This is a genomic window from Geodermatophilus marinus (genome assembly GCF_003428645.1).
GTDB lineage: Bacteria > Actinomycetota > Actinomycetes > Mycobacteriales > Geodermatophilaceae > Geodermatophilus.
In genome coordinates, this window is record NZ_QVQH01000001.1 from 85,969 (window position 1) to 109,350 (window position 23,382).

Here is a 23,382-nt window from a genome sequence, read left to right on the forward strand (position 1 = left end):
CCCGACCGCTCGTGGAAGGACCGGACCCACCGACCATGCAGAGCAAGCTCACCACCCGTTCGCAGGAGGCGATCGCGGCCGCCCAGCGGCTGGCGGTCGACCGTGGCCAGGCGGCCCTGGAGCCCCTGCACCTGCTCGTCGCGCTCCTCGAGCAGACCGACGGCATCGCCGGCCCGCTGCTCCGGGCGGTCGGGACCGACGCCTCCGACGTCCGCGCCAAGGCCGAGGCCGCCGTCCGCCGCATGCCCAGCGTCAGCGGCGCCACGGTGCCCGCCCCAGCGCCGTCCCGCGAGTTCCTGCGCGTCCTCAACGCGGCGGGGGAGCAGGCCTCCGCGCTGGGCGACGAGTTCGTCTCCACCGAGCACCTGCTCGTCGGCCTCGCCGACGCGGGCGGGGAGGCCGGGGCGGTGCTCAGCAGCGCCGGCGCGACCCGCGACGCCCTGCTGGCCGCCTTCCGCACCGTGCGCGGCAGCCGCAAGGTGACCACGCCGGACCCGGAGGGCACGTTCCAGGCGCTGCAGAAGTACGCCGTCGACCTCACCGAGCGGGCCCGCGAGGGCCGGATCGACCCGGTCGTCGGCCGGGACACCGAGATCCGCCGCGTCGTGCAGGTGCTGTCCCGGCGGACCAAGAACAACCCGGTGCTGATCGGCGAGCCCGGCGTCGGCAAGACCGCGATCGTCGAGGGCCTGGCCCAGCGGATCGTGGCCGGCGACGTCCCGGAGAGCCTCAAGGGCAAGCGGCTGATGGCGCTCGACCTGGCCTCCATGGTCGCGGGCGCCAAGTACCGCGGTGAGTTCGAGGAGCGGCTCAAGGCCGTCCTGCAGGAGATCACCGACGCCGAGGGCGAGGTCATCACCTTCATCGACGAGCTGCACACGATCGTCGGCGCCGGCGCGACCGGAGAGGGGGCCATGGACGCCGGCAACATGATCAAGCCGATGCTCGCCCGCGGCGAGCTGCGGATGGTCGGCGCCACCACGCTCGACGAGTACCGCGAGCACATCGAGAAGGACCCGGCGCTGGAGCGCCGCTTCCAGCAGGTGCTCGTCGGCGAGCCCTCCGTCGAGGACACCATCGGCATCCTGCGCGGCCTCAAGGAGCGCTACGAGGTGCACCACGGGGTCCGGATCACCGACGCGGCGATCGTCGCCGCGGCGGCCCTCTCGGACCGGTACGTCACCGCCCGCTTCCTGCCGGACAAGGCGATCGACCTGGTGGACGAGGCGGCCAGCCGGCTGCGCATGGAGATCGACAGCCGCCCGGTGGAGGTCGACGAGGTCGAGCGCGCGGTCCGCCGGCTGGAGATCGAGGAGATGGCGCTGGCCAAGGAGGACGACCCGTCCTCGGTCGAGCGGCTCGGGGCGCTGCGCGCCGACCTGGCCGACAAGCGGCAGCAGCTCGACGAGCTGACCGCCCGCTGGCAGCAGGACAAGGGCGCGATCGTCCGCATCCAGCAGATCAAGGAGGAGCTGGAGCGGCTGCGCACCGAGGCCGAGCGGGCCGAGCGGGACGGCGAGCTCGCGCACGTCGCCGAGCTGCGCTACGGCCGCATCCCGCAGCTGGAGAAGGCGCTGACCGAGGCCGAGGCGTCGGTCGAGGACGGCGGGTCGATGCTCAAGGAGGAGGTCGGCCCGGACGACATCGCCGACGTCGTGCAGGCCTGGACCGGCATCCCCGCCGGCCGGCTGCTCGAGGGCGAGACGCAGAAGCTGCTGCGGATGGAGGACGAGCTCGGTGCCCGGGTCGTCGGCCAGCCCGACGCCGTGCGCGCGGTGTCCGACGCCGTCCGCCGGGCCCGCTCCGGGGTCGCCGACCCCGACCGGCCGACCGGCTCGTTCCTCTTCCTCGGGCCCACCGGCGTCGGCAAGACCGAGCTGGCCAAGGCGCTGGCGGAGTTCCTGTTCGACGACGAGCGGGCCATGGTCCGCATCGACATGAGCGAGTACTCCGAGAAGCACTCGGTCGCCCGGCTGGTCGGCGCGCCCCCCGGCTACGTCGGCTACGAGGCCGGCGGCCAGCTCACCGAGGCGGTGCGGCGGCGGCCCTACACGGTCGTGCTGCTCGACGAGGTCGAGAAGGCCCACCCGGACGTCTTCGACGTGCTGCTCCAGGTGCTGGACGACGGCCGGCTGACCGACGGCCAGGGCCGGACGGTGGACCTCCGGAACACCATCCTGATCCTGACCTCGAACCTCGGGTCGCAGCTCATCGCCGACCAGTCGGTCGAGGAGGAGCGGCGCCGCGCCGCGGTGCTCGAGGTGGTGCGGTCGCACTTCAAGCCCGAGTTCCTCAACCGGCTCGACGACGTCGTGGTCTTCCGGGCGCTGGGCAGCGAGGAGCTGGCCGGCATCGTCGACATCCAGGTCGGCGTCCTGGCCCGGCGGCTGGCCGCCCGTCGGCTGACCCTCGACGTCACCGACGCCGCCCGCGAGTGGCTGGCCCTCAACGGGTTCGACCCGGTCTACGGCGCCCGGCCGCTGCGCCGGCTGGTGCAGTCGGCGATCGGCGACCAGCTGGCCAAGGCCCTGCTGGCCGGCGACATCCGGGACGGCGACCGGGTGCTCGTCGACGCCCCGGAGGACCTCTCCGTGGACGGCCTCACCGTCACCCGCGGGTGACCCGGGGCGCGGACCCGGCGGCGCGCAGCCGCCGGGTCCGCGCGTCCGCCCGGGGGGACCCCGCACCCGCCCCGATAGCGTGGGGTGTCCGCGCAGGCCGACGGGGAGGGGGCGCCCGATGACCGCAGGTCCCGGGGGGCGCGACCCCCGACAGGGCCGGCAGCCGCCGCAGCACGACCCGCCCGCGCCCTCCCCCGGTGGGTACCGGCCCGCCCCGGCCGCACCCGGCCTGCCCGCCGGGCCCGCGCCGGTCCGCCCCGACACGGTGCGCTTCGGTGTCGGCGCCTTCATCGCCAACCTGCTGCTGGGCCTGGTCGGCTCGGTGGTCACCTTCGCCGACCTGGACCCGGTCATCGACGCGGCGCTCGCGGGTGGCGGCGCCGAGCTGTCCGAGGACGGCGTCCGCACCGTCCTCATCGTGACCGGGGTGGTCGCGACGGCGTTCGCCGTCCTCGAGGTGCTGTTCCTCTGGTTCGCCTGGCAGGGGCGGAACTGGGCGCGGGTCGTGCTGCTCGTGCTCGGGGCGATCGCCGTGGTCAGCGGCCTGTCGGCGATGGCCCAGCCCAGCACCGGCTTCCTCACCGCGCTGGCGGTGTGCCAGATGCTGCTGGCCGTCGTCGGGATCGTCCTGCTGTCGCGCCGGCCGAGCACCGAGTGGTACGCGGCGATGACCGCCCGCCGGCGGGCCGGGCTGCGCTGACCCGGCCCCCGCTGCCCGTCGTGACCCCCCGTCGAACCGGGCCCGGTGCTCCGGACGAGGACGTGCCGTGACCACCACCGAGCAGGCCCCCACCACCGGCCCGGTCCCCGCCTCCCGGCGGGGGCGCCGGTGGCCCGCCGCGTCGGCCGGGGTGGTCGCGGCGGGGCTGGCCCTCGGGGTCGCGGAGCTGACCGCCGCGGCGGTGGGCCCGCAGTCCTCACCCGTGGTCGCCGTCGGGGACCGCGTCATCACGCTCGTGCCGGAGCCGGTCACGCAGGCCGCCATCGCCGTCCTGGGGCAGGCCGACAAGCCCGTCCTCGTCGGCGGCACGCTCCTCCTGGTCGCGCTCGCCGCGGCCGCGCTCGGGCTCCTGGCGCTGCGGCGGCCGGCCGTGGGCACGACCGGGATCCTGCTGCTCGGCGCCCTGGGGGCGCTGGCCGCGCTGACCGGACCGGCCGGCAGCCCGCTCGACGTCCTCCCCTCGCTGGTCGGGGCCGCGGCCGGGGTCCTCGTCCTGCCCGTCCTGCTGGCCCCGCTGCGGACGCCGCCGGCGGCCGGGACCGCTCGCCCGCCCGGGGTGCCCCCGGTGGAGCGGCTCCGTGACGTCCTGGCCGCGGGGGACCGCAGGGGCGCCGGGCTGGACCGCCGCCGCTTCCTGCTCACCGCCGGGGCCGCGGCCGGGGTCGCCGCGGTGACCGGGGGGACCGGCCGGCTGCTGCTGCGCCGCTTCGACGTCACCGGCGCCCGGGCCGGCCTGGCCCTCCCGGCGCCGGCCTCGCCCGCCGGGCCGCTACCGGCCGGGGCCGACCTCGCGCCGCAGGTGCCCGGCCTGACCCCGCTGGTGACGGCGAACCGCGACTTCTACCGGATCGACACCGCGCTGGCCGTGCCCCAGGTGGACCCGGTGGCCTACCGGCTGGCCGTGCGCGGGATGGTGGGCTCCCCGCGCAGCTACACCCTCGACGACCTGCTCGGCCGGGCCGACCTGATCGAGCGGGACGTGACCCTGACCTGCGTCTCCAACGAGGTCGGGGGCGGGCTGGCCGGCACCGCCCGCTGGCTCGGCGTCCCGCTGGGTGCCCTGCTCCGCGAGGTCGGGGTGTCCCCGGACTCCGACCAGCTGGTCTGCCGCTCGGTGGACGGCATGACGATCGGCACGCCCACCCGCGCGGCGCTCACCGTCGAGGACGCGATGCTCGCGGTCGGCATGAACGGCGAGCCGCTGCCCGTCGAGCACGGCTTCCCGGTGCGGATGGTGATCCCGGGCCTCTACGGCTACGTCTCGGCCTGCAAGTGGCTCGCCGAGATCGAGGCCGGCACCTACGCCGCCTTCGACGCCTACTGGGTGGAGCGCGGCTGGGCCGCCCGCGGGCCGGTCCAGGTCGCCTCCCGCATCGACACCCCCGGCCCGCTGCGCCGGCTCCCCGCGGGCCGGCGGGCGATCGCCGGGGTCGCCTGGGCGCAGACCCGGGGCATCGGCCGGGTCGAGGTGCGGGTGGACGACGGCGAGTGGCAGGAGGCCCGGCTCTCGCCCCGGGTCGACGCCGACATCTGGCGCCAGTGGGTCCTCCCCCACGACTTCGCGCCCGGTTCCCACCTGCTCACCGTGCGCGCGACGACCGAGGACGGCGAGGTCCAGACCGCCGCGCGGGCCGCCCCGTTCCCCTCGGGCGCGACCGGCCTGCACTCGGTCCGGGTCGTCGCGACCTGAGCGCCTCGGGCCGGCGGCCCGCCCCGCGGTCCCGGTCCGGGCCGGCCGCCACCGGCGCGGTCGCCGCTCCCGCCGGTCGCCACCGGCGCGGTCGCCGTCCCCGCCGACCGCCGTCGGGGACGATGGCGGCCGCACCCGACAAGGAGACGACCCGTGACGCGCACCCCCGCCCGCACCGGCCTGCTGGCCCTCGCCGCCACCCTGGCGCTGACCCTCCCCGCCTGCGGCTCCGACGGCACGACCGGCACCGCCTCCAGGGCGGACGACGGCGCCACCAGCTCCTCCACCGCGACGGCGACCGGCGCGGGAGGGAGCACGGACGGCGGCACCGGCGGGGGCACCGGTGGGGGCACCGCCTCGGCCGGGCCCTTCGGCGAGGGCTGCGCGGCCCTGCCGGCCGACGGCGAGGGCAGCCTCGCCGGGATGGCCGACGACCCGGTCGCGACCGCGGCCAGCAACAACCCGGTGCTGATCACGCTGGTGCAGGCCCTGCAGGCGGCGAACCTGGTGGACACCTTCAACACCACCGAGGACATCACCGTCCTGGCCCCCGCCAACCCCGCCTTCGAGGCGGTGCCGCAGGACCGGCTGGCCGCCCTCCTGGCCGACACGCCGCAGCTCACCGCCGTCCTCACCCACCACGTGATCCCGGGCCGGCTCGCGCCCGACGAGCTCGCCGGGACGCACGCCACGCTCAACGACGACGAGGTGACCGTCGAGGGCTCCGGGGAGGAGTTCACGATCGGCGGCGACGGGACGCTGACCGGGACCGAGGCCTCCGTCGTCTGCGGCGACGTGCAGACCGCCAACGCCACCGTCTACGTCATCGACGGGGTGCTCGCGCCCGCCGGCTCCTGAGGGGCCGGCCACCCGGCCGGGTGGGCGCGGACGAGCGGCACGGGGCCGACGCGCCGCCTCAGTAGGGTCGGGCGCATGAGCACCGACCCCGCTCCCGCGCACCCCTCGTCCCCCGGGGAGGGCCCCTGGGGCGGGGCCGCGCACCCCGACCGCGACCGCCTGCGCGAGCTGGTCGTCGAGCTGGCCGTCGTCCACGGCCGGGTCACCCTGTCGTCGGGGCGGGAGGCCGACTGGTACATCGACCTGCGCCGGCTCACCCTCCACCACGAGGGCGCCCCGCTGGTCGGCCGGGTGATGCGGCAGCTGACCGGGGACCTGCGCTACGACGTCGTCGGGGGGCTCACCCTCGGCGCCGATCCCGTGGCCGCCGCGATGCTGCACGCCGCCGCGGCGGGGGAGGGGCACCTGGACGCCTGCGTGGTCCGCAAGGCCGGCAAGGCGCACGGGCTGCAGCGGCGGATCGAGGGTCCCGACGTCGCCGGCCGGGCGGTCCTCGTCGTCGAGGACGTCTCCACCACCGGCTCCAGCCCGCTGACCGCCGTGGAGGCGCTGCGGGAGGCCGGCGCGGAGCCGATCGCCGTGGCGGTGGTCGTCGACCGCGGCGGGCGGGCCGCGGTCGAGCAGGCCGGGCTGGAGTACCGGGCCGCGTTCACCCTCGACGACCTCGGGCTCGCGTGACCACTGGCGCGGCCGGTGCGGTCCGGCCGTGAGCGCCGAGCTCCGGGACGTCGACCGCTACGGGGAGGACCTCTCCGGCGAGGAGCACACCGGCGTGCTGCTCAGCGGCGTCGACCTGTCGGAGACCACCGCGGACGGCGCCGCCTGGACCGACTGCACGTTCCGCGACTGCCGGTTCACGGGGGCGGCCTGGACCGACACCGCCCTGGTCGGCTGCACCTTCACCGGGTGCTCCTTCGCCCAGGCGTCGCTGACCGGCTGCAAGCTGCTGGGCAGCCGCTTCGAGCGGTGCGGCTTCGACCTGCTGGCCGTCGAGCGGGGAGACTGGTCCCTCACGGTGCTCACCGGCGCCGACCTGCACCGGGCGTCCTTCACCGGCACCCGGCTGCGCGAGTCCGTGCTGGCCGGCGTGCACGCCGCAGGCGCGACGCTGACCGGGTGCGACCTGACCGCGGCGGACCTCACCGGCGCCGACCTCTCGGGTGCGGACCTGCGCGGCAGCGACCTCACCGGCCTCGACCCCCGCACCGTCGCGCTCGGCGGCGCCCTCGTCGACGTGGCCCAGGCGGTCGCGCTCGTGACCGCGCTCGGGCTGCGGGTCGGGTGAGGACGGCGGCTGTCGCCCGCGCCCCGGGCGGCGGGATACTGACCGCCGAGCGAGCGACCGACCCCTGAGGACAGGAGTGCCCCGCATGCCCATCGCGACCCCTGAGGTCTACGCCGACATGATCGACCGGGCCAAGGAGGGCGGCTTCGCCTACCCGGCGATCAACTGCACCTCCTCGGAGACGGTCAACGCCGCGCTGCGGGGCTTCGCCGACGCCGGCAGCGACGGCATCATCCAGTTCTCCACCGGCGGCGCGGAGTTCGCCTCCGGCACCCGGGTGAAGGACATGGTCACCGGTGCGGTCGCCATGGCCGAGTTCGCGCACGTCGTCGCCGCGAAGTACCCGGTCAACGTCGCGCTGCACACCGACCACTGCCCGAAGGACAAGCTGGACTCCTACGTCCGCCCGCTGATCGCGCTGTCCCAGGAGCGGGTGGACGCCGGGCAGGCGCCGCTGTTCCAGTCGCACATGTGGGACGGCTCGGCCATCGAGCTCGGCGAGAACCTCGACGTCGCCGAGGAGCTCATGGAGAAGGCCGCGGCGGCCAAGATCGTCCTCGAGCTCGAGATCGGCATCGTGGGCGGCGAGGAGGACGGCGTCGTCGCCGAGATCAACGAGAAGCTCTACACCGCCGACGGCGACTTCCTGCGCACCGCCCAGAAGCTGGGCCTCGGCGAGCGCGGCGTCTACCTGCTGGCCGCGACCTTCGGCAACGTGCACGGCGTGTACAAGCCGGGCAACGTCAAGCTGCGCCCCGACGTGCTGCAGCGCGGCCAGGCGCTGGTCGCCAAGGAGTTCGGCCTGCCCGAGGGCAGCAAGCCGTTCAACCTGGTCTTCCACGGGGGCTCGGGGTCGCTGCAGGAGGAGATCCACGAGGCGCTCTCCTACGGCGTGGTCAAGATGAACGTCGACACCGACACCCAGTACGCCTTCACCCGGCCCGTCGCCGGCCACATGTTCAGCAACTACGACGGCGTCCTGAAGATCGACGGCGAGGTCGGCAACAAGAAGGCCTACGACCCGCGCAGCTACCTGAAGGCCGCCGAGACGTCGATGGCCGACCGGGTCGTCCAGGCCTGCGAGGACCTCCGGTCGGCCGGCCAGGCGCAGGGCGCCTGATGGCTCACGGGCACCACAACCTGCTGGGGGAGCCCCCGGCCACCCTGCTGCCGGGCAACCCCGAGGCCGACGCCGAGCTCGCCTCCGGCACCCCGGCGGCCGAGGTGGCCGCGCGGCACCCCACGGTGAGCGCGGCCTGGGCGGTCCTGGCCGAGGAGGCGCTGCACCGGCCGGAGCGGCAGCTGCAGGACACGATCGAGGCCTACGCCTACGCCCGCACCGGCTACCACCGCGGGCTCGACGCGCTGCGGCGCAACGGCTGGAAGGGCTACGGCCCCGTGCCCTGGTCGCACGAGCCGAACCGCGGGTTCCTGCGCTGCCTCACCGTGCTGGCCCGCACGGCCGAGGCGATCGGCGAGACCGACGAGCAGGAGCGCTGCACGGCGCTGCTGCGCGACTGCGACCCCAGCCTGGCGGGGTAGCGGCGCCGGCCGCTGCGGGGGAGTCGTCGCCCGGGGCGACCCGCGGACGACGACTTCCCCGCAGTCGCGCGGTGGGGCTCGGTGGTGGTCGGGGACGGCGCGTGGCCGCGGTGGGGCGGTCGACGAGCGGGGCCCGGAGGGTCCCCGAGGAGGGCGCGGTGGGGCTCGGTGGTGGTCGGGGACGGCACCTGGCCGCGGTGGGGCGGTCGACGAGCGGGGCCCGGAGGGGCCCCGAGGAGGGCGCGGTGGGGCTCGGTGGTCGTCGGGGACGGCACCTGGCCGCGGTGGGGCGGTCGACGAGCGGGGCCCGGAGGGTCCCCGAGGAGGGCGCGGTGGGGCTCGGTGGTCGTCGGGGACGGCACCTGGCCGCGGTTGTCGTCCGGTAGGACGACGATGTCGTCGTGCAGCACTCACCCGTGGCCGTCCTCGGCCGCCTGCGCCCCCTCCTGCTCGCGGTGCACGAGGCGCTGGGGGCCGGCGTCCGGGTCAGTGCCGCCGTGCACGCCGCGCACGGCTGGAACCCGGCCGCCGACCGGCACCTCGACCACCAGCTGGTCCGCCGCGAGGCGATGGAGCGGCTGCGGCCGTGGGGCGCCCACCACGACGAGCTCTCCGACCCGCTCCAGGCCCGGCAGCTGGAGTTCGGCGGGTCCGGGACCGACAACCTGGGCCTGCCGATGAGCGGCCTGCTGCTGCGCACCCCCACCGACGTGCTGCGGGTGTGGCGGGCCGACGACGGCGAGCTGCCCGCGGCCTCCACCGAGGGCCTGCGGGCCTTCTACCGCCAGGAGCCCAGCCGTCAGCTGCGCCTCGGCCCGGACGACGCCCCGGCGGCCGGCCCCACCCACCTGGCGCTGCTCTGGGCCGACGCCGGCGGCGTGCTCACCCGCTTCGACCTGGTCCGCCCGGCCGGGTCGGCGGGTCGGCGGGTGCAGGTCGACTGGCACGTCGACCTGCTCGCCCGGCTGGTGCACCCGGCCGCCTGAGCCTCACCCGGCCGCGCGGGCCTCCTCGTCGGCGTGCGCGATGTGCGCCAGCTGCCGCCAGATGAGCACCAGGACGACGGCCGAGCCGGCGAACCCGAACCAGAACGGGCCGGTCACGCCCCAGGCCCGCGCCACCACCCCGCCCACGGCCTGCCCGACCACGATGCCGCCGTAGACGCCGATCGCGTACAGCGCGCCGACCCGGCCCTGCAGGCCCAGGGGCACGGCCCGCATCCGCACGGTCCGGGACGTCGTCCCCCAGACGAAGGCGTGCGCCCCGAAGACGAACATGACCGCCATCGCCACCCAGGCGGTGGTCGTCACGGCCAGGACCAGGTGCGTCAGGGTCTCCGCCAGCAGCCCGACCCGCATGATCGCCGCCAGGGCGGCGTGCCGCTCGAGCCGGTCGTAGGACGCCGTCCCCACCATGCCGCCGAGCGCGCCGACCGAGCTGAGCAGGCCGAACCCGACCGGGCCCAGGCCGAGCCGCTGGTCGGCGTAGAGCACGAGCACCGACCAGGCCGCCCCGTAGGTGACGTTGAAGCTGACGATGGTGAGCGTCAGGGTGCGCACCGCGGGGTGGCCCCACGTCCAGCGCAGCCCCTCCAGGATGTCCCGGCTGACGCGGGCCCGGTCGGCCGGGCGGGGCGCGGCGGGCAGCCGCATCCGGGAGACCAGGACGGCGCCCAGCGCGACGCACACCGCCTGGGTGAGGAACGGCCACGCGCTGCCGGCGGCGAACAGCGCCGCCCCGATCGCCGGCCCGGCGAGCTTCCCGGCGGTGAGGTGCCCGGCCATGAGCCGGGCGTTGGCGACGCCGAGGTCGGCCCGCGGCACCACCATCGGCAGCAGCGTGCCGGTCGCGGTGTCGGCGAAGACCTCGGCGGTGCCCAGCAGGGCCATGGCGACCAGGACGACGCCGACGTCCACCCGGCCGGTCACCAGCGCCACGGCGAGGACGCCGAGCACGGCCGCCCGCAGGCCGTCGACCAGCACGACGAGCAGGCGGCGGTCCACCCGGTCGGCCAGGACCCCGGCGTGCAGCCCGAACAGCAGCCACGGCAGCCGCTGGAGCAGGCCGGCCAGGGCGACCAGCAGGGGGTCGGAGGTCTGGGACGCCACCAGCAGCGGTCCGGCGGCCAGGGCGATGCCGTCACCGAGGCTGCTGCTCCACGAGGAGGCCACCAGCCAGCGGAAGGGCGATCCGAGCCGGGCGGGCAGCACCGCCTGCACGAGTCCCCCCACGAGGGCAGCACGGTAGGCGGCCGCGAGCCGGTCGCCCATTCACTACACTGGGTGACCGCCCGACGTGCAGGTTCTTCCGGTGCTGCTTACGCTCCGTCCACGCGCGCCCGCCCGGGCGCCCGAGAAGGAGGTGTCACGTGGCCACGCTCCTGTGGATCCTCGCCGTCGTGCTGGTGATCGCCGGCATCGTCGCGATCGTCCGCCGCCAGCTGCTGTGGGGGATCGTGCTCATCGTCGTGGGCCTGCTCGTCGGCCCCGGCGGGGTGAGCCTGTTCGCCTGACCCGGGCGCTCACCGCTCGTCGAGCTCCGGGTGCAGCTCGCGCAGCGTCGCGGTGAGCGCCGTCAACCCCTCACCCCCGGCCACGAGGCGCGTGAGGACGTCGACGTCGACGTCCTCACGCGTCAGGTCCCCGGCCACCTGACCGCGGGCCAGCAGCAGGAACCGGTCGCCGACCAGGTGCGCGAAGCCCGGGTTGCCGGTGACCAGCAGGACGGCCAGACCCCGGGCCCGCGCGGCCAGCACCGCTTGCCCGACCAGGGCGTGCTGGCTGATCGTGGTGCTGGCGGTCGGCTCGTCGACGACCAGGGCGCGGGCGCCGAAGTGCAGCGCGCGGGCCACCGCGAGGCTCTGCCGCTCGCCGGCCCGCAGCGCCGCCGCCGGCAGCTCGGGGTCGATGCCCGGGACGCCGACCTGCGCCATGGCACGCACCACGATCTCGCGGGCCGCGTCCCGGTCGATCCGGCGCAGCGGCGGGGAACCCGCGCGTGGGCTCCGCCCCCAGGAAGAAGTTGCGCCACACCGACAGCAACGGGGCCACGGCGAGGTCCGGCCAGACGGTCGCGATGCCCGCCGCCCGCGCGGCGCGGGGGGTGCGGAAGCGCACCGGTCGGCCGTCGAACAGCAGCTCGCCGGAGTCCGGCCGGACCAGCCCCGACAGGACGCCGACCAGCGTCGACTTGCCCGACCCGTTCTCGCCCAGCACGCAGGTGATGCGGCCGGCCGGCAGCGCCGTCCCCACCCGGGCGAGCGCAGGCACGTGCCCGTGGTGCACGCTCAGCCCGCGCAGCTCGAGCACCGGCGGGCGGGCCGGGGAGCTCACGAGCGCGGCACCGCCCGCAGCCGCCCGCGCACCACGCCGTTGGCCACGAGCGCGGCGAGCAGCAGCAACCCGAGGAACACCTCGAACCAGCGGGCGTCCCAGCCGGCCAGCGGCACCCCCTGCCGCACGGTCGCGTAGACCAGCGCGCCGACGGCGGCGCCGACCGCCGACCCGTAGCCGCCGGTGAGCAGGCAGCCACCGATGACGGCCACCACGACGTAGGGGATCGCCGCGGTCAGCCCGGGCGCGGCCTGCACGGCGCCGAGCCGGACCAGCCCCAGCGTGCCGATGAGCCACCCCGCGGCCGCCGTGGCGCAGAAGAGGACGACCGTCGTCCGCCGGTCGGGGACCCCCAGCTCGCGCGCCGCGCGGCGGGACCCGCCCATGCCGAGCACCGCGTTGCCGAAGCGGGTCCGCCACAGCGCCCAGGACGCCCAGGCGGTCAGCGCCAGCCACCACAGCAGGGAGACGCGGTAGCGCCCGTCCCCGAGCTGCACGGTCGCGTCGAAGACGGCGCTGACCGACCCCCAGCCGGCGGCGTCCTCGAGGCCGGCCACCCGCAGCGAACCGGTGAGCGCGGCGGTGCCGGCCAGGGCGGTGCCCTGGAGGACGAGGGCGGTCGCCAGCGTCACGAGGAAGCTCGGCAGCCCGGTGACGACGACCAGGCCCGCGTTGACCGCCCCGACGGCCAGGGCGGCCGCGAGCGAGACGGCCAGCGCCGGCCAGGCGCCCCAGCCGAGCTCCGCCATGAGCAACCCGCTGACCACGGCGCTGCCGGCGGCGACCGCGCCGACGGATAGGTCGAAGTGCCCGGCCACCATCAGCAGGGCCACGGCCACCCCGCCGATGCCGACCAGGGCCGCGGTGTCGAGCAGGGTGGCCAGCCCGCCGCTGCCGAGCAGCCCGGGGGCGATCGGCAGGAAGAGCGCGAGGACGACGACGAGGCCGACCAGGGCCGGGAGGCCGGGCCGGGCCAGCGCACGCGTGGCCGGGCCACGGCGCCGGACCGGGCCGAGCGCCGCCGTGGGAGCCCCGAACGAGGGCAGGCGGCCGCTGGTCACCGGGCGGGTCCGGACGTCGGCAGGGAGACCTCCTCGGGGCGGGACCCCAGTGTCCACGACCGCGACGCACGCCCCCGTGCAGGCCCCGCCGCGGCGCCGTCCACGGAGGTCCGCTCAGGGGCGCAACCGCCAGCGCACCCGGTCGTCGGCGTACCAGGTCCAGCGGTGCACCGGCCGCGGGTACGGGACGCCGTCGCGCAGCACCCGCGCCGGGTCGGAGGCGATCTGCAGCGCCCGGCCGCGGCTGCGCACCGTCGGGCGCAGGGGCAGGGTCATGACGACGACGCCGATCGTGTCCACCGCCGCCCAGTCCGGTCGCACGTCGATGCGGGTGATCGTCCCGTCGGCCACCCGGGTGTCGTCGTTGTACGCCCGCGCGCCCAGCCGGCGCCCGAGGACCGCGCGCGGGCGCTCGGCGGCGGACTCGACCCGGCCGTGGTGCAGCAGCACCCCGCCGTGGTCGTCCCGGACCAGGCCGAGCGCCCGCTCGCCGCCGGTGCCGATCCCCAGCGCCCGGGCCAGCCCCGTCGAGGCGCGGTCGTCGGCCGGCTCCCAGGAGACGGGGACCTCCCCGGTGCGGCCTCGCCGGTGCAGCGCGGCGAGCGCGGCGGCCAGCGCCGGAACCGGCCCGCGGACCAGCAGCGCCGCGGCGCCGGTCACCCCCTCGAGGGTCGCGCGGTCGGGCCCGCACCCGGGAGCCAGGCCGCGCAGGTCGAGCTCGACGAGGGACATGCCGATACCCTGCCACCTGCCAGCCGGTCATCCGCCGGTGCCGAGCCTTCGAGGGGAACTGGACGAGCGATGCCGGCAGTCGTGCTGATCGGTGCCCAGTGGGGCGACGAGGGCAAGGGCAAGGCCACCGACCTCCTCGGCGGCCGGGTCCCCTACGTCGTCCGCTACCAGGGGGGCAACAACGCGGGGCACACCGTCATCACCCCCGACGGGGAGAAGTACGCCCTCCACCTGATCCCGTCGGGCATCCTCACCCCCGGCTGCACGCCGGTGATCGGCAACGGGGTGGTCATCGACCCGGAGGTGCTCATCGGGGAGCTGGCCGGCCTGGAGGAGCGCGGGGTCGACACCTCGCGGCTGGTCGTCTCGGCCGACGCGCACCTGATCATGCCGCACCACCGCGCCCTGGACCGGGTCACCGAGCGCTTCCTGGGCAAGCGGCGCATCGGCACGACCGGCCGCGGCATCGGGCCGGCCTACGGCGACAAGGTGGCGCGCACCGGCATCCGGGTGGCCGACCTGCTCGACCCGTCGATCCTGCGGCAGAAGCTCGAGGGCACCCTGCAGGAGAAGAACCAGGTCCTGGTCAAGGTCTACAACCGCAAGGCCATCGACGTCGACGAGGTGGTCGCCGAGTACGCCGGCTACGCCGACCAGCTGAGGGGCCGCATCGCCGACACCCGGCTGCTGCTCGGCCGGGCCCTCGACGCCGGTGAGTGGGTGCTGCTCGAGGGGTCCCAGGGCACCCTGCTCGACGTCGACCACGGCACCTACCCGTTCGTGACGTCGTCCAACCCGACGGCCGGGGGCGCGGCGACCGGCTCGGGGATCGGCCCCACCCGCATCGACCGGGTCGTGGGCATCCTCAAGGCCTACACGACCCGGGTCGGGTCCGGGCCGTTCCCCACGGAGCTGCACGACCAGTGGGGCGAGTACCTCCGCAAGCAGGGCGGCGAGGTCGGTGTCACGACCGGCCGCGACCGGCGCTGCGGGTGGTTCGACGCGGTGGTCGCCCGCTACGCCAGCCGGGTCAACGGCATCACCGACTACTTCCTCACCAAGCTCGACGTCCTCTCCGGGCTGGAGACCGTGCCGATCTGCGTCGCCTACGACGTCGACGGCGTCCGGCACGAGGAGATGCCGATGACGCAGACCGAGTTCCACCACGCCACCCCGGTGTACGAGGAGATGCCGGGCTGGTTCGAGGACATCCGCGCCTGCCGGAGCTTCGACGAGCTCCCGGCCACCGCGCAGGCCTACGTCCGCCGCCTCGAGGAGCTCTCCGGTGCGCGGGTGAGCGTCATCGGCGTCGGGCCGGGCCGGGAGGAGAACGTCGTCCTCCACGACCTCATCGGCTGAGGCCGGCGACGATCAGCTGAGCTGGTCGTCGCCGGTCCTGGCTCACCATCGCTGGTGAGCCAGGACCGGCAACGGTGAGCCCCGAGGTGGCACAGGCGCGGACGTGCTCAGCGGGCGCCCGGGACGGCACCCCGCCGCTGCAGGGGCCGTGGTGCGGCCCGGTGGGGCCGCGAGGGGTAGAGCTCCCCGCGCGCGCGGACGGCGACGTCCGGGGCGTCGCTGATGACGCCGTCCACCCCGAGGGCGAACAGCAGCCGGGCCTCGGTCTGCGCGTCGCCCGGGCCGATCGGGTCCGCACCGCGGCGCAGGTGCTGCGGCAGGTAGACGTTCTCCGGGCGCAGGGTCCACGGGACGACGAGCAGGCCGGCCCGGTGCGCCTGGGCGACGAGGTCGGAGACGCCGGTCATGACCTGGTCGGCGTCGCGGAGGAGCACCCGGTGCCGGCTGGGCGCGATGCCCTGGGCGTAGGTGCTGACCTCGCGCAGGCCCACGGGGGTGACCAGGTGGTCGTCGCCCGGCCCGTCGTCCACCAGCTGCAGCATCGTGGGGCCGTGGCTGCCGAGCTCGGCGCGCAGGGTCCGCAGTGCCGCGGCGTCGAAGGACTGCACCACCACCGTGCCGTCGGGGGTGTCGGCGCCCAGCCGGCGCAGCTCGGCGGCGACCAGCTCGGTCATCGGCAGGTCGTGCGCCCCGAACCAGCTCGGCTTCTTCAGCTCGGCCAGCACGCGCACGGGCCGCTCGGCGGTGGACCGGCGCCGGGCGATGGCCACGACCTCGGCCAGGGTGAGCACGCCCTCCCGGCCGTCGTAGGTGGTGTTGAGCGGGCGCAGCTGCGGCATCCGCTCGACCGCGCGCAGCGTCCGCAGCTCGGGGAGGGTGAAGTCCTCGGTGAACCACCCGGTGCGCTCCCGGCCGTCGACCTCCCGGGTGGTGCGTCGTGCGGCGAACTCCGGGCGCTCGGCCACGTCGGTGGACAGCGACAGCTCGTTCTCGTGCCGGACGACGAGGGCGCCGTCCCGGCTGACGACGACGTCGGGCTCGAGCATGTCGGCGCCCATGTCGACCGCCAGCTCGAAGCTGGCCCCGGTGTGCTCGGGCCGGTAGGCGCAGGCTCCCCGGTGGCCGACGACGACGGGGCGGGGGAAGCGGGTCACCGGCGGCAGGGTCGGCGACTCGGGCGCTCGCATGCCCGCTACAACACACCGGCTGCCTGAACGGCAGCCCAACGCCGGGCGGAGGTCGGCCGACAAATCGGACGACAGCGGGCTGACCTGCGCGGGAACATGCCGGGTGTGACCGATCTCGCCCTCCTCGGGTGGACACCCGACCGGGTCGCCGAGCTGCCCGGCGGCACCGGACCGGCCCGCGTGGCCCGGGTGGACCGCGGGCTGCTGACCGTCCTCGACGGCGGCGGCGAGCAGCGCGTGCCGGCGACGTCGGCGGTGCAGGCGGGCACCGGCCCGGCGGTGGGCGACTGGGTGGCGCTGCGGGACGGGCGCGCGGTGGCCGTGCTGCCCCGGCGGACGGCCTTCACCCGCGTCCTGGCCGGACGCACCTCGGGCGAGCAGGTCGTGGCCGCCAACCTCGACCTCGTGCTGGTGGTGGAGGCGCTGGCCGGCGAGGCGAGGCTGCGCCGGGTCGAGCGCTACCTGACCGTCGCATGGGGCAGCGGGGCGCGGCCGCTGGTCGTGCTCACCAAGGCCGACCTGTGCGACGACGTCGCCGCCGGTGTGGCGGAGGTGGCCGAGTCGGCGCCGGGCGTCGAGGTGCTCGCGGTCAGCTCGGTCACGGGGGAGGGCCTCGACGCGGTGCGGGCCCGCGTGGGCGCGGGGTGGACGGCGGCGCTGGTGGGGCCCTCCGGCGCCGGGAAGTCCAGCCTGGTCAACGCGCTGGCCGGCCGGGCCGTGGCGGCCACCCGCGAGATCCGGGCGGCCGACGGGCGCGGCCGGCACACCACGACCGCCCGCGAGCTGCACCTGCTCCCGGGCGGCGGCCTGCTGGTCGACACCCCGGGCATGCGGGAGCTCGGGCTCGTGGACGACGCGGGCCTCGAGGCCGCCTACGCCGACGTGGAGGAGCTGGCGGCCGGGTGCCGCTTCCGCGACTGCGCCCACCGCACGGAGCCGGGCTGCGCGGTGGCGGCGGCGATCGACGACGGCCGGCTGGACCCCGCCCGCTACACCGCCTGGCGCAAGCTGCAGGCCGAGGCGTACCGGCAGGAGCTGCGCGCCGACGCCCGGGCGCGGGCCGCCGACCACGCCCGCGTGCGGGCCCTGCACCGGGCGCAGCGGGCCCGGCCCGCCCGGACGAGGTGAACGCCGGTCGGTAGGGTCGCCAGCCGTGCGGGTGCTGGTGATCGGCTCGGGAGCCCGGGAGCACGCCCTGTGCGTCGCTCTGTCCGACGACCAGGCCGTCAGCGCCCTCGCCTGCGCCCCCGGCAACGCCGGGACGCGCGCGCTGGCCGAGGCCATGCCGATCGACGTCGCCGACCCGGCCGGCATCGCCGCGCTGGCCGCCGACTGGCGGGCCGACCTGGTGGTCGTCGGCCCGGAGGTGCCGCTCGTGGCCGGTGCCGCCGACGCGGTGCGGGACCGGGGGATCGCCTGCTTCGGGCCCTCGGCCGAGGCGGCGCAGCTGGAGGGCAGCAAGTCCTTCGCCAAGCACGTGATGGCCGCCGCCGGGGTCCCGACCGCCCGCTCCTGGCCGGTCGGCGGGGCGGCGGAGCTGGAGACCGCGCTCGACGAGGTGGCCCGGCTCGCGCCGGGGGCGCCCTGGGTGGTGAAGGACGACGGCCTGGCCGCGGGCAAGGGCGTCGTCGTCACCCCCGACCGGGCCGTGGCCGTGGCGCACGGCACCGCCGTCCTCGACGCGGGGGGTGCGGTGCTGGTGGAGGAGTACCTCGACGGCCCGGAGGTGTCGCTGTTCGCCGTCACCGACGGGACGACGGTGCTGCCGCTGGTGCCCGCCCAGGACGCCAAGCGGCGCGACGACGGCGACGCGGGGCCCAACACCGGCGGGATGGGGGCCTACGCCCCGCTGCCGTGGGCGCCGCAGGGGCTGGTCGAGGAGGTGCTGGCCACGGTGCTGCAGCCGACCGTCGACGAGATGGCCCGGCGCGGCGAGCCGTTCAGCGGGCTGCTCTACGCGGGGCTGGCGCTGACCTCCCGCGGCGTGCGCGTCGTGGAGTTCAACGCCCGCTTCGGCGACCCCGAGACCCAGGTCGTGCTGCCGCTGCTGGCCACCCCGCTGGGCGGGCTGCTGCGGGCCGCGGCCACCGGCGCGCTGGCCGGGCACCCGCCGCTGCGCTGGCGCCCGGGGGCGGCGGTGACCGTGGTCGTCGCGGCCCCGGGCTACCCCGAGCGGCCGCGCACCGGCGACCCGGTGACCGGCGCCGACGCCGAGGGCGTGCTGCACGCCGGGACCGCGCTCGACGCCGCCGGCGCGGTCCGGTCCGCCGGCGGCCGGGTGCTCGCGGTGACCGCGGTCGGGGCGGACCTCGCGGCCGCCCGGCAGCGGGCCTACGAGCGGGTCGCCGGCGTCCGGCTGGCCGACGCGCACTGGCGCACCGACATCGCCCTGGCCGCCGTGGAGGGCCGGATCCGCGTGCCGTGACCGGGTCGGGCGCGGCTGCTCAGCCCGCGCCCACGACCGGCCGGGCCCGCTCGGGTCGCGGCTCGGGCGGGCGCGGGCCCTCGTGCCGGCGGGCGAGGTAGGTGCCGGCCACGTTCGCGCAGGCCACCAGCGGGACGGCGATGAGCGCCCCGAAGATGCCGGCCACGAGCAGGCCGGCGGCGATGGCGAGCACCACGGCCAGCGGGTGCACCCGGACGGCGCGGCCCAGCAGCAGCGGCTGGAGCACGTGCCCCTCCAGCTGCATCACCAGGACGACGATCGCCAGGGCGATGAGCGCGGTGATCGGCCCCTCGGACACCAGCGCGACGAGCACCGCCACCGTGCCGGCGAGGAACGACCCGATGATCGGGATGAACGCGCCGAGGAAGACCAGGGCCGCGAGCGGGATGACGAGGGGGACGCCGAGGACCGCCAGGCCGATGCCGATGCCGACGGCGTCGACGAGGGCCACGGCGGCGGTCGCGCGGACGTAGGAGATCAGCGTCCGCCACGACCGGCGAGCCGCCTCGTCGACGTAGGCGCGGGCCTCGGCCGGGCACAGCCCGACCAGCCACAGCCAGATGGTGCGGCCGTCCTTGAGGAAGAAGAACAGCGTGAACAGGGCGAGCACGATGCCGGTGAAGACCTCGCCGACGGTGAGCGCGGTGGTGAGCGCGCCCGACGTCAGGGTCTCCTGGTTGTCGACGATGGCGTCCTGGGCGGCGGTGATCGCCTCGTCGAGCTGCCGCTGGGTGATCGGGAAGGTGCTCACCAGGAAGTCGCGCACCTGGCCGAGGCCCTCGGTCACCTGGTCGGTGAGGTCGGTGAAGCCGGCCGCGAACCGCTCGACCACCAGGGTGATGATCCCGGCGACCACGCCGAGGCCCACGACGATCATGGTCAGCGCGGCCAGCGACCGCGGCCAGCGGTGCCGCACGAGGGCGGCCGCGCCCGGCTGCAGCAGCGCCGACAGCAGCAGGGCCACGAACACCGGGACGACGACCACGGCCACGTGCGCCGCGGCGTAGAGCAGCACGTAGACCCCGGCGATCACCACGATCAGCCGCCACGACCACGAGGCGGCGATCCGCAGCGCCGCCGGCACCGCGGGGTCGTCGGCGGGGCGGCGGGCGGCGGCGGTCAGCCGCCGGGCGTGGTCGCCGCGGCCGGACGGGCGGCTCGTGCCGGTGCGCGCGGCGCCGCCGTCGGGCGGGCCGCTGACCCCGCCCGGGCCGAGCGCGCCGTCGAGGTCGGGCGCGCCGGGCTCGGGGCTGCCCAGCGGCGGGCGCGCGGAGCCGCCCTGCGGCGGGAGGCCGTCGTCCGGCCCGGAGGTGGCGGGGGCGTCGTGGTCCCACCCGGGGACGGCACCGCCGGCGGGGTCGGGCGCCGGCTCGTCGTACACGAGGATGGCCCGGTCGTCGTCCCGCTCCGGCCACGCGTGCGGGTCGTGCTCCGCGGCCGCCCGGATGCGCGCCCGCGCCCTGGACACCAGGGTGTTGGCCCGTCGCAGCATCCCGCACCTCCGCCGCAGTAGGGGCCGTCCATGATCACGCTAGCGCTACGGGAGACTGTTCCCGTGGTTCGACGAGCTGACCGGCACCGGGCGGTACCCGCATGATCGAGCGCTACACCCTGCCGGAGATGGGCCGGGTCTGGAGCGACCAGCACAAGTACGAGCTGTGGTGCCGGGTCGAGACCCTGGTGCTGGAGGCCCACGCGGCGGCCGGCCGGGTACCCGCCGACGTGGTGGAGCCGGTGCGCGCCGCGCCGCCACCGACGCCGGAGCGGGTCGCCGAGATCGAGGAGACGACGCAGCACGACGTCATCGCGTTCCTCACCGCGTGGGCCGACAACACCGAGCCCCGCTCGGCCGCCGCCTACGTCCACCACGGCATGACGTCGTCGGACCTGCTCGACACCGCCCTGGCCGTGCAGCTGACCGAGGCGACCGACCTGCTGCTGGCCCGCCTCGACCGGCTCGTCGCCGTACTGCGCGACCACGCCCTGGCCCACCGCGGCACGATCAAGGTCGGCCGCACGCACGGGGTGCACGCCGAGCCCGACGTGTGGGGTCACCGGGTCGCCGACATCGCCTTCGCCGCGGCGCGCTCCCGCGACCGGCTGCGCGCCGCCCGCGAGCGGGTCGGCGTCGTGGCCATCTCCGGGGCGGTGGGCACGTACTCGCTCATCGACCCCTCGGTGGAGGTGGCCGTGGCCGAGGCGCTGGACCTGCGCCCGGCGGAGGCCTCCACGCAGGTGGTGCTGCGCGACTCGGTGAGCGAGTGGGTCGCCGCGCTGGCCATCGTCGCCACGGTCTGCGAGACCGTGGCGCTGGAGGTCCGGCACGGCCAGCGCACCGAGGTCCGGGAGCTGTCGGAGGCGTTCGGGTCGGGCCAGAAGGGCTCGAGCGCGATGCCGCACAAGAAGAACCCGATCCGCTCCGAGCGCATCGCCGGCCTGGCGCGGGTGGTGCGCGCCGCCGTCGTCCCGGTCATGGAGGGCATCCCGCTGTGGCACGAGCGGGACATCTCGCACTCCTCCACCGAGCGGGTGTTCCTCCCCGACGCGGCGATCACCACCGACTACCTGCTGCACCTCACCACCGGCCTGGTCGAGAACCTGGTCGTGGACGCCGACCGGATGCGGGCCAACCTCGAGTCCACCGGCGGGCTGATCTACACCTCGTCGGTGCTGCTGGAGCTGGTCGAGGGCGGGCTGTCCCGGGAGGACGCGTACGCGCTCGTGCAGGGGGCGGCGATGGAGACGTGGAACTCGGGGACGCCGTTCCGCGAGACCCTGCGTGCGCGGGCGAAGGCCGCGGACGTGGCGCTCGACGAGGCCCGGCTGGACGAGATCTGCCGGCCCGAGCGGTACGTGGCCAACCTCGGGCCGCTGTTCGACCGGCTCGCCGCGCTGTCGTGAGCCCCGGCCCGGAGGTGGACCTGCCGCTGGTCGCCCGCGGCAAGGTCCGGGAGGTCTACGACGCCGGCGCCGGCCGGCTGCTGCTCGTGGCCTCGGACCGGATCTCCGCCTACGACCACGTCCTGCCCACCCCGATCCCCGACAAGGGCCGGGTGCTCACCCAGCTGTCGGTGTGGTGGTTCGCGCAGCTCGCGCCGCTGCTGGAGCGCTTCGGCGCCTCGCACCACCTGCTCTCGGCGACCGACGTCCCCCCGGCGGTCACCGGCCGGGCGATGCTGGTGCAGCGGCTGGAGATGCTGCCGGTCGAGTGCGTGGCGCGCGGGTACCTGGCCGGGTCGGGGACCCGGGAGTACGAGCGCACCGGCGCGATCCTCGACGTCGCGCTGCCCGCCGGGCTGGTCGAGGGCTCGCGGCTGCCCTCGCCGGTGTTCACGCCGTCGACCAAGGCCGAGGCGGGGGAGCACGACGAGGCGATCGCGTTCGAGCGCGTGGTCGAGCTCGTCGGCGCGGGCCGGGCCGAGGAGCTGCGCGCGCTGACCCTGGAGCTCTACCGCGAGGCCGCCGAGCTGGCCGAGGAGGCGGGGATCGTGCTGGCCGACACGAAGTTCGAGTTCGGCGTCGCCGCCGACGGCGGGCTGGTGCTCGGCGACGAGGTGCTCACCCCGGACTCGTCCCGCTTCTGGCCGGCCACGCTGTGGTCCCCCGGGGCCGCCCAACCCTCCTACGACAAGCAGTACGTGCGGGACTGGCTCACCGCCTCCGGGTGGGACCGCGTCTCCCCGCCGCCGGAGCTGCCCGGGGACGTCGTGGCCGCCACGCGGGAGCGCTACGTGACCGCCTACGAGCGGCTGACGGGCACTACCTTCCGCTGACGTGCCGCTCACGCGTACCGGGACGTCCTACCGCTCCGGCGGGTCCGGCGAGCACCTGCTCGTCCTGCTGCACGGCCTCGGGGCCACCGGTGCGGTGTGGGACCGGCTGCTGCCCCTGGTCGAGCGGGACTGGCCCGGCGCGTGGGCCGCGCCCGACCTGCGCGGGCACGGCCGCTCGCCCGCCGAGCCGCCCTACGGCTACGCGGTGCACGCCGCGGACGTGGCGGAGCTCGCCGCCGCCGCGGGCGCCGCGCGGGTGACCGTGCTGGGCCACTCCTTCGGCGGCGTGGTGGGGGCGGTCCTCGGCGGCGGTTGGTACGGCGTCGAGGTGGCCGGGGTGGTCGCCGTCGGGGTCAAGATCAGCTGGACGGACGAGGAGGAGGCCGGCGCCCGCCGGATGGCCGGCCGGCCCCCGCAGGTGTTCGCGACCCGGGAGGAGGCCGAGGACCGGCACCTGAAGCTCGCCGGGCTGCGCTCGCTGGCCACCCCGGGAGACCCGGTGGCGGCCGCGGGCGTCCGCGAGGTCGAGGGGGGCTTCGGCGTGGCGCTGGACCCCCGCACCTTCTCGGCCGTGGGCCCGCGGGTGGAGGAGGTGCTGGCCCGGTGCGCGGCCCCGCTGCGGCTGGCCGCGGGGGCCGGCGACCCGATGGTCGACCTCGCGACGATGCAGCGGGTGGACCCGGGCGCCGTCGTCCTCCCGGGTGCCGGTCACAACGCGCACTGGGAGACCCCCGAGGCGGTGTGGGCGCTGGTCGCCGCCCCCTGACCCGCCTTC

Annotated in this window: 22 protein-coding genes and 1 pseudogene; 16 read left to right on the forward strand and 7 right to left on the reverse strand. The window is 76.4% G+C overall.

Features of this window, described 5'->3' with window-relative positions; all coding sequences use genetic code 11:
- Positions 1-35: 35 nt before the first annotated feature.
- The 9 genes from clpB to D0Z06_RS00480 all read left to right on the forward strand — a co-directional run bounded on the left by clpB (position 36) and on the right by D0Z06_RS00480 (position 9,703).
- Positions 36-2,621 (forward strand): ATP-dependent chaperone ClpB, encoded by a 2,586-nt coding sequence (gene clpB, locus D0Z06_RS00435; protein WP_117375421.1) that lies wholly within the window; start codon positions 36-38, stop codon positions 2,619-2,621.
- A 118-nt stretch (positions 2,622-2,739) separates the two neighbouring features.
- On the forward strand, positions 2,740-3,321 hold the full coding sequence (locus D0Z06_RS00440; protein ID WP_117375422.1) for a hypothetical protein: 582 nt from the start codon (positions 2,740-2,742) through the stop codon (positions 3,319-3,321).
- A gap of 67 nt (positions 3,322-3,388) precedes the next feature.
- Complete coding sequence (locus D0Z06_RS00445; protein WP_117375423.1) at positions 3,389-5,032, forward strand: molybdopterin-dependent oxidoreductase; 1,644 nt, start codon at positions 3,389-3,391, stop codon at positions 5,030-5,032.
- 153 nt (positions 5,033-5,185) lie between these two features.
- Positions 5,186-5,890: a fasciclin domain-containing protein gene (locus tag D0Z06_RS00450; RefSeq protein ID WP_117375424.1), complete on the forward strand. Its 705-nt coding sequence runs from the start codon at positions 5,186-5,188 to the stop codon at positions 5,888-5,890.
- 75 nt (positions 5,891-5,965) lie between these two features.
- Positions 5,966-6,568, forward strand: a complete 603-nt coding sequence (pyrE, locus tag D0Z06_RS00455; RefSeq protein WP_117375425.1) for an orotate phosphoribosyltransferase — start codon at positions 5,966-5,968, stop codon at positions 6,566-6,568.
- Between the two features lie 28 nt (positions 6,569-6,596).
- Positions 6,597-7,175, forward strand: a complete 579-nt coding sequence (locus D0Z06_RS00460; protein ID WP_117375426.1) for a pentapeptide repeat-containing protein — start codon at positions 6,597-6,599, stop codon at positions 7,173-7,175.
- Between the two features lie 85 nt (positions 7,176-7,260).
- On the forward strand, positions 7,261-8,295 hold the full coding sequence (gene fbaA, locus D0Z06_RS00465) for a class II fructose-bisphosphate aldolase (protein ID WP_117375427.1): 1,035 nt from the start codon (positions 7,261-7,263) through the stop codon (positions 8,293-8,295).
- Complete coding sequence (locus D0Z06_RS00470) at positions 8,295-8,717, forward strand: DUF3151 domain-containing protein (RefSeq protein WP_117375428.1); 423 nt, start codon at positions 8,295-8,297, stop codon at positions 8,715-8,717. Before fbaA ends, D0Z06_RS00470 begins: the two co-directional genes overlap by 1 nt.
- A gap of 401 nt (positions 8,718-9,118) precedes the next feature.
- The gene (locus tag D0Z06_RS00480; RefSeq protein WP_117375430.1) at positions 9,119-9,703 is read left to right on the forward strand and encodes a hypothetical protein; all 585 of its coding nucleotides are present in this window, start codon (positions 9,119-9,121) and stop codon (positions 9,701-9,703) included.
- A gap of 3 nt (positions 9,704-9,706) precedes the next feature.
- On the opposite strand, the gene D0Z06_RS00485 is transcribed toward D0Z06_RS00480, so the two are convergent.
- Positions 9,707-10,948, reverse strand: a complete 1,242-nt coding sequence (locus D0Z06_RS00485; protein ID WP_117375750.1) for an MFS transporter — start codon at positions 10,946-10,948, stop codon at positions 9,707-9,709.
- A 137-nt stretch (positions 10,949-11,085) separates the two neighbouring features.
- Between D0Z06_RS00485 and D0Z06_RS25605 the strand changes: the two genes are divergently transcribed.
- Complete coding sequence (locus D0Z06_RS25605; protein ID WP_199522044.1) at positions 11,086-11,229, forward strand: GPGG-motif small membrane protein; 144 nt, start codon at positions 11,086-11,088, stop codon at positions 11,227-11,229.
- A gap of 9 nt (positions 11,230-11,238) precedes the next feature.
- Here the strand turns inward: D0Z06_RS25605 and D0Z06_RS26025 are convergent, their stop codons facing one another.
- The 4 genes and pseudogenes from D0Z06_RS26025 to D0Z06_RS00500 all read right to left on the reverse strand — a co-directional run bounded on the left by D0Z06_RS26025 (position 11,239) and on the right by D0Z06_RS00500 (position 13,842).
- On the reverse strand, positions 11,239-11,649 hold the full coding sequence (locus tag D0Z06_RS26025; protein ID WP_233517397.1) for a P-loop NTPase family protein: 411 nt from the start codon (positions 11,647-11,649) through the stop codon (positions 11,239-11,241).
- A 130-nt stretch (positions 11,650-11,779) separates the two neighbouring features.
- Positions 11,780-12,049 (reverse strand): annotated as a pseudogene (locus D0Z06_RS26820) (ATP-binding cassette domain-containing protein); the annotation flags it as partial.
- Complete coding sequence (locus D0Z06_RS00495) at positions 12,046-13,110, reverse strand: ABC transporter permease (protein WP_117375431.1); 1,065 nt, start codon at positions 13,108-13,110, stop codon at positions 12,046-12,048. The pseudogene D0Z06_RS26820 and the gene D0Z06_RS00495, both read right to left, overlap by 4 nt.
- 114 nt (positions 13,111-13,224) lie before the next feature.
- Positions 13,225-13,842: a hypothetical protein gene (locus tag D0Z06_RS00500; protein ID WP_117375432.1), complete on the reverse strand. Its 618-nt coding sequence runs from the start codon at positions 13,840-13,842 to the stop codon at positions 13,225-13,227.
- A gap of 69 nt (positions 13,843-13,911) precedes the next feature.
- Here D0Z06_RS00500 and D0Z06_RS00505 point away from each other — a divergent pair, with 69 nt between their 5' ends.
- The gene (locus tag D0Z06_RS00505; protein WP_117375433.1) at positions 13,912-15,201 is read left to right on the forward strand and encodes an adenylosuccinate synthase; all 1,290 of its coding nucleotides are present in this window, start codon (positions 13,912-13,914) and stop codon (positions 15,199-15,201) included.
- 107 nt (positions 15,202-15,308) lie between these two features.
- Here the strand turns inward: D0Z06_RS00505 and D0Z06_RS00510 are convergent, their stop codons facing one another.
- A complete protein-coding gene (locus D0Z06_RS00510; protein ID WP_233517363.1) occupies positions 15,309-16,355 on the reverse strand; it encodes a glycerophosphodiester phosphodiesterase family protein in 1,047 nt (348 codons plus the stop codon).
- Between the two features lie 129 nt (positions 16,356-16,484).
- On the opposite strand from D0Z06_RS00510, the gene rsgA reads away from it, so the two are divergent.
- Both rsgA and purD read left to right on the forward strand, forming a co-directional pair.
- On the forward strand, positions 16,485-17,516 hold the full coding sequence (gene rsgA / locus D0Z06_RS00515; protein WP_117375435.1) for a ribosome small subunit-dependent GTPase A: 1,032 nt from the start codon (positions 16,485-16,487) through the stop codon (positions 17,514-17,516).
- Positions 17,517-17,541: 25 nt separating this feature from the next.
- Complete coding sequence (gene purD / locus D0Z06_RS00520) at positions 17,542-18,813, forward strand: phosphoribosylamine--glycine ligase (RefSeq protein ID WP_117375436.1); 1,272 nt, start codon at positions 17,542-17,544, stop codon at positions 18,811-18,813.
- A gap of 19 nt (positions 18,814-18,832) precedes the next feature.
- On the opposite strand, the gene D0Z06_RS00525 is transcribed toward purD, so the two are convergent.
- A complete protein-coding gene (locus D0Z06_RS00525) occupies positions 18,833-20,326 on the reverse strand; it encodes an AI-2E family transporter (RefSeq protein ID WP_117375437.1) in 1,494 nt (497 codons plus the stop codon).
- A 101-nt stretch (positions 20,327-20,427) separates the two neighbouring features.
- Between D0Z06_RS00525 and purB the strand changes: the two genes are divergently transcribed.
- Genes purB through D0Z06_RS00540 form a run of 3 tightly spaced genes read left to right on the forward strand, consistent with a single transcriptional unit; the run spans position 20,428 to position 23,373 of the window.
- Positions 20,428-21,735, forward strand: a complete 1,308-nt coding sequence (purB, locus tag D0Z06_RS00530; protein WP_117375438.1) for an adenylosuccinate lyase — start codon at positions 20,428-20,430, stop codon at positions 21,733-21,735.
- A complete protein-coding gene (locus tag D0Z06_RS00535; RefSeq protein ID WP_233517364.1) occupies positions 21,732-22,607 on the forward strand; it encodes a phosphoribosylaminoimidazolesuccinocarboxamide synthase in 876 nt (291 codons plus the stop codon). Before purB ends, D0Z06_RS00535 begins: the two co-directional genes overlap by 4 nt.
- Position 22,608: 1 nt before the next feature.
- On the forward strand, positions 22,609-23,373 hold the full coding sequence (locus D0Z06_RS00540) for an alpha/beta fold hydrolase (protein ID WP_117375439.1): 765 nt from the start codon (positions 22,609-22,611) through the stop codon (positions 23,371-23,373).
- Positions 23,374-23,382 lie beyond the last annotated feature (9 nt).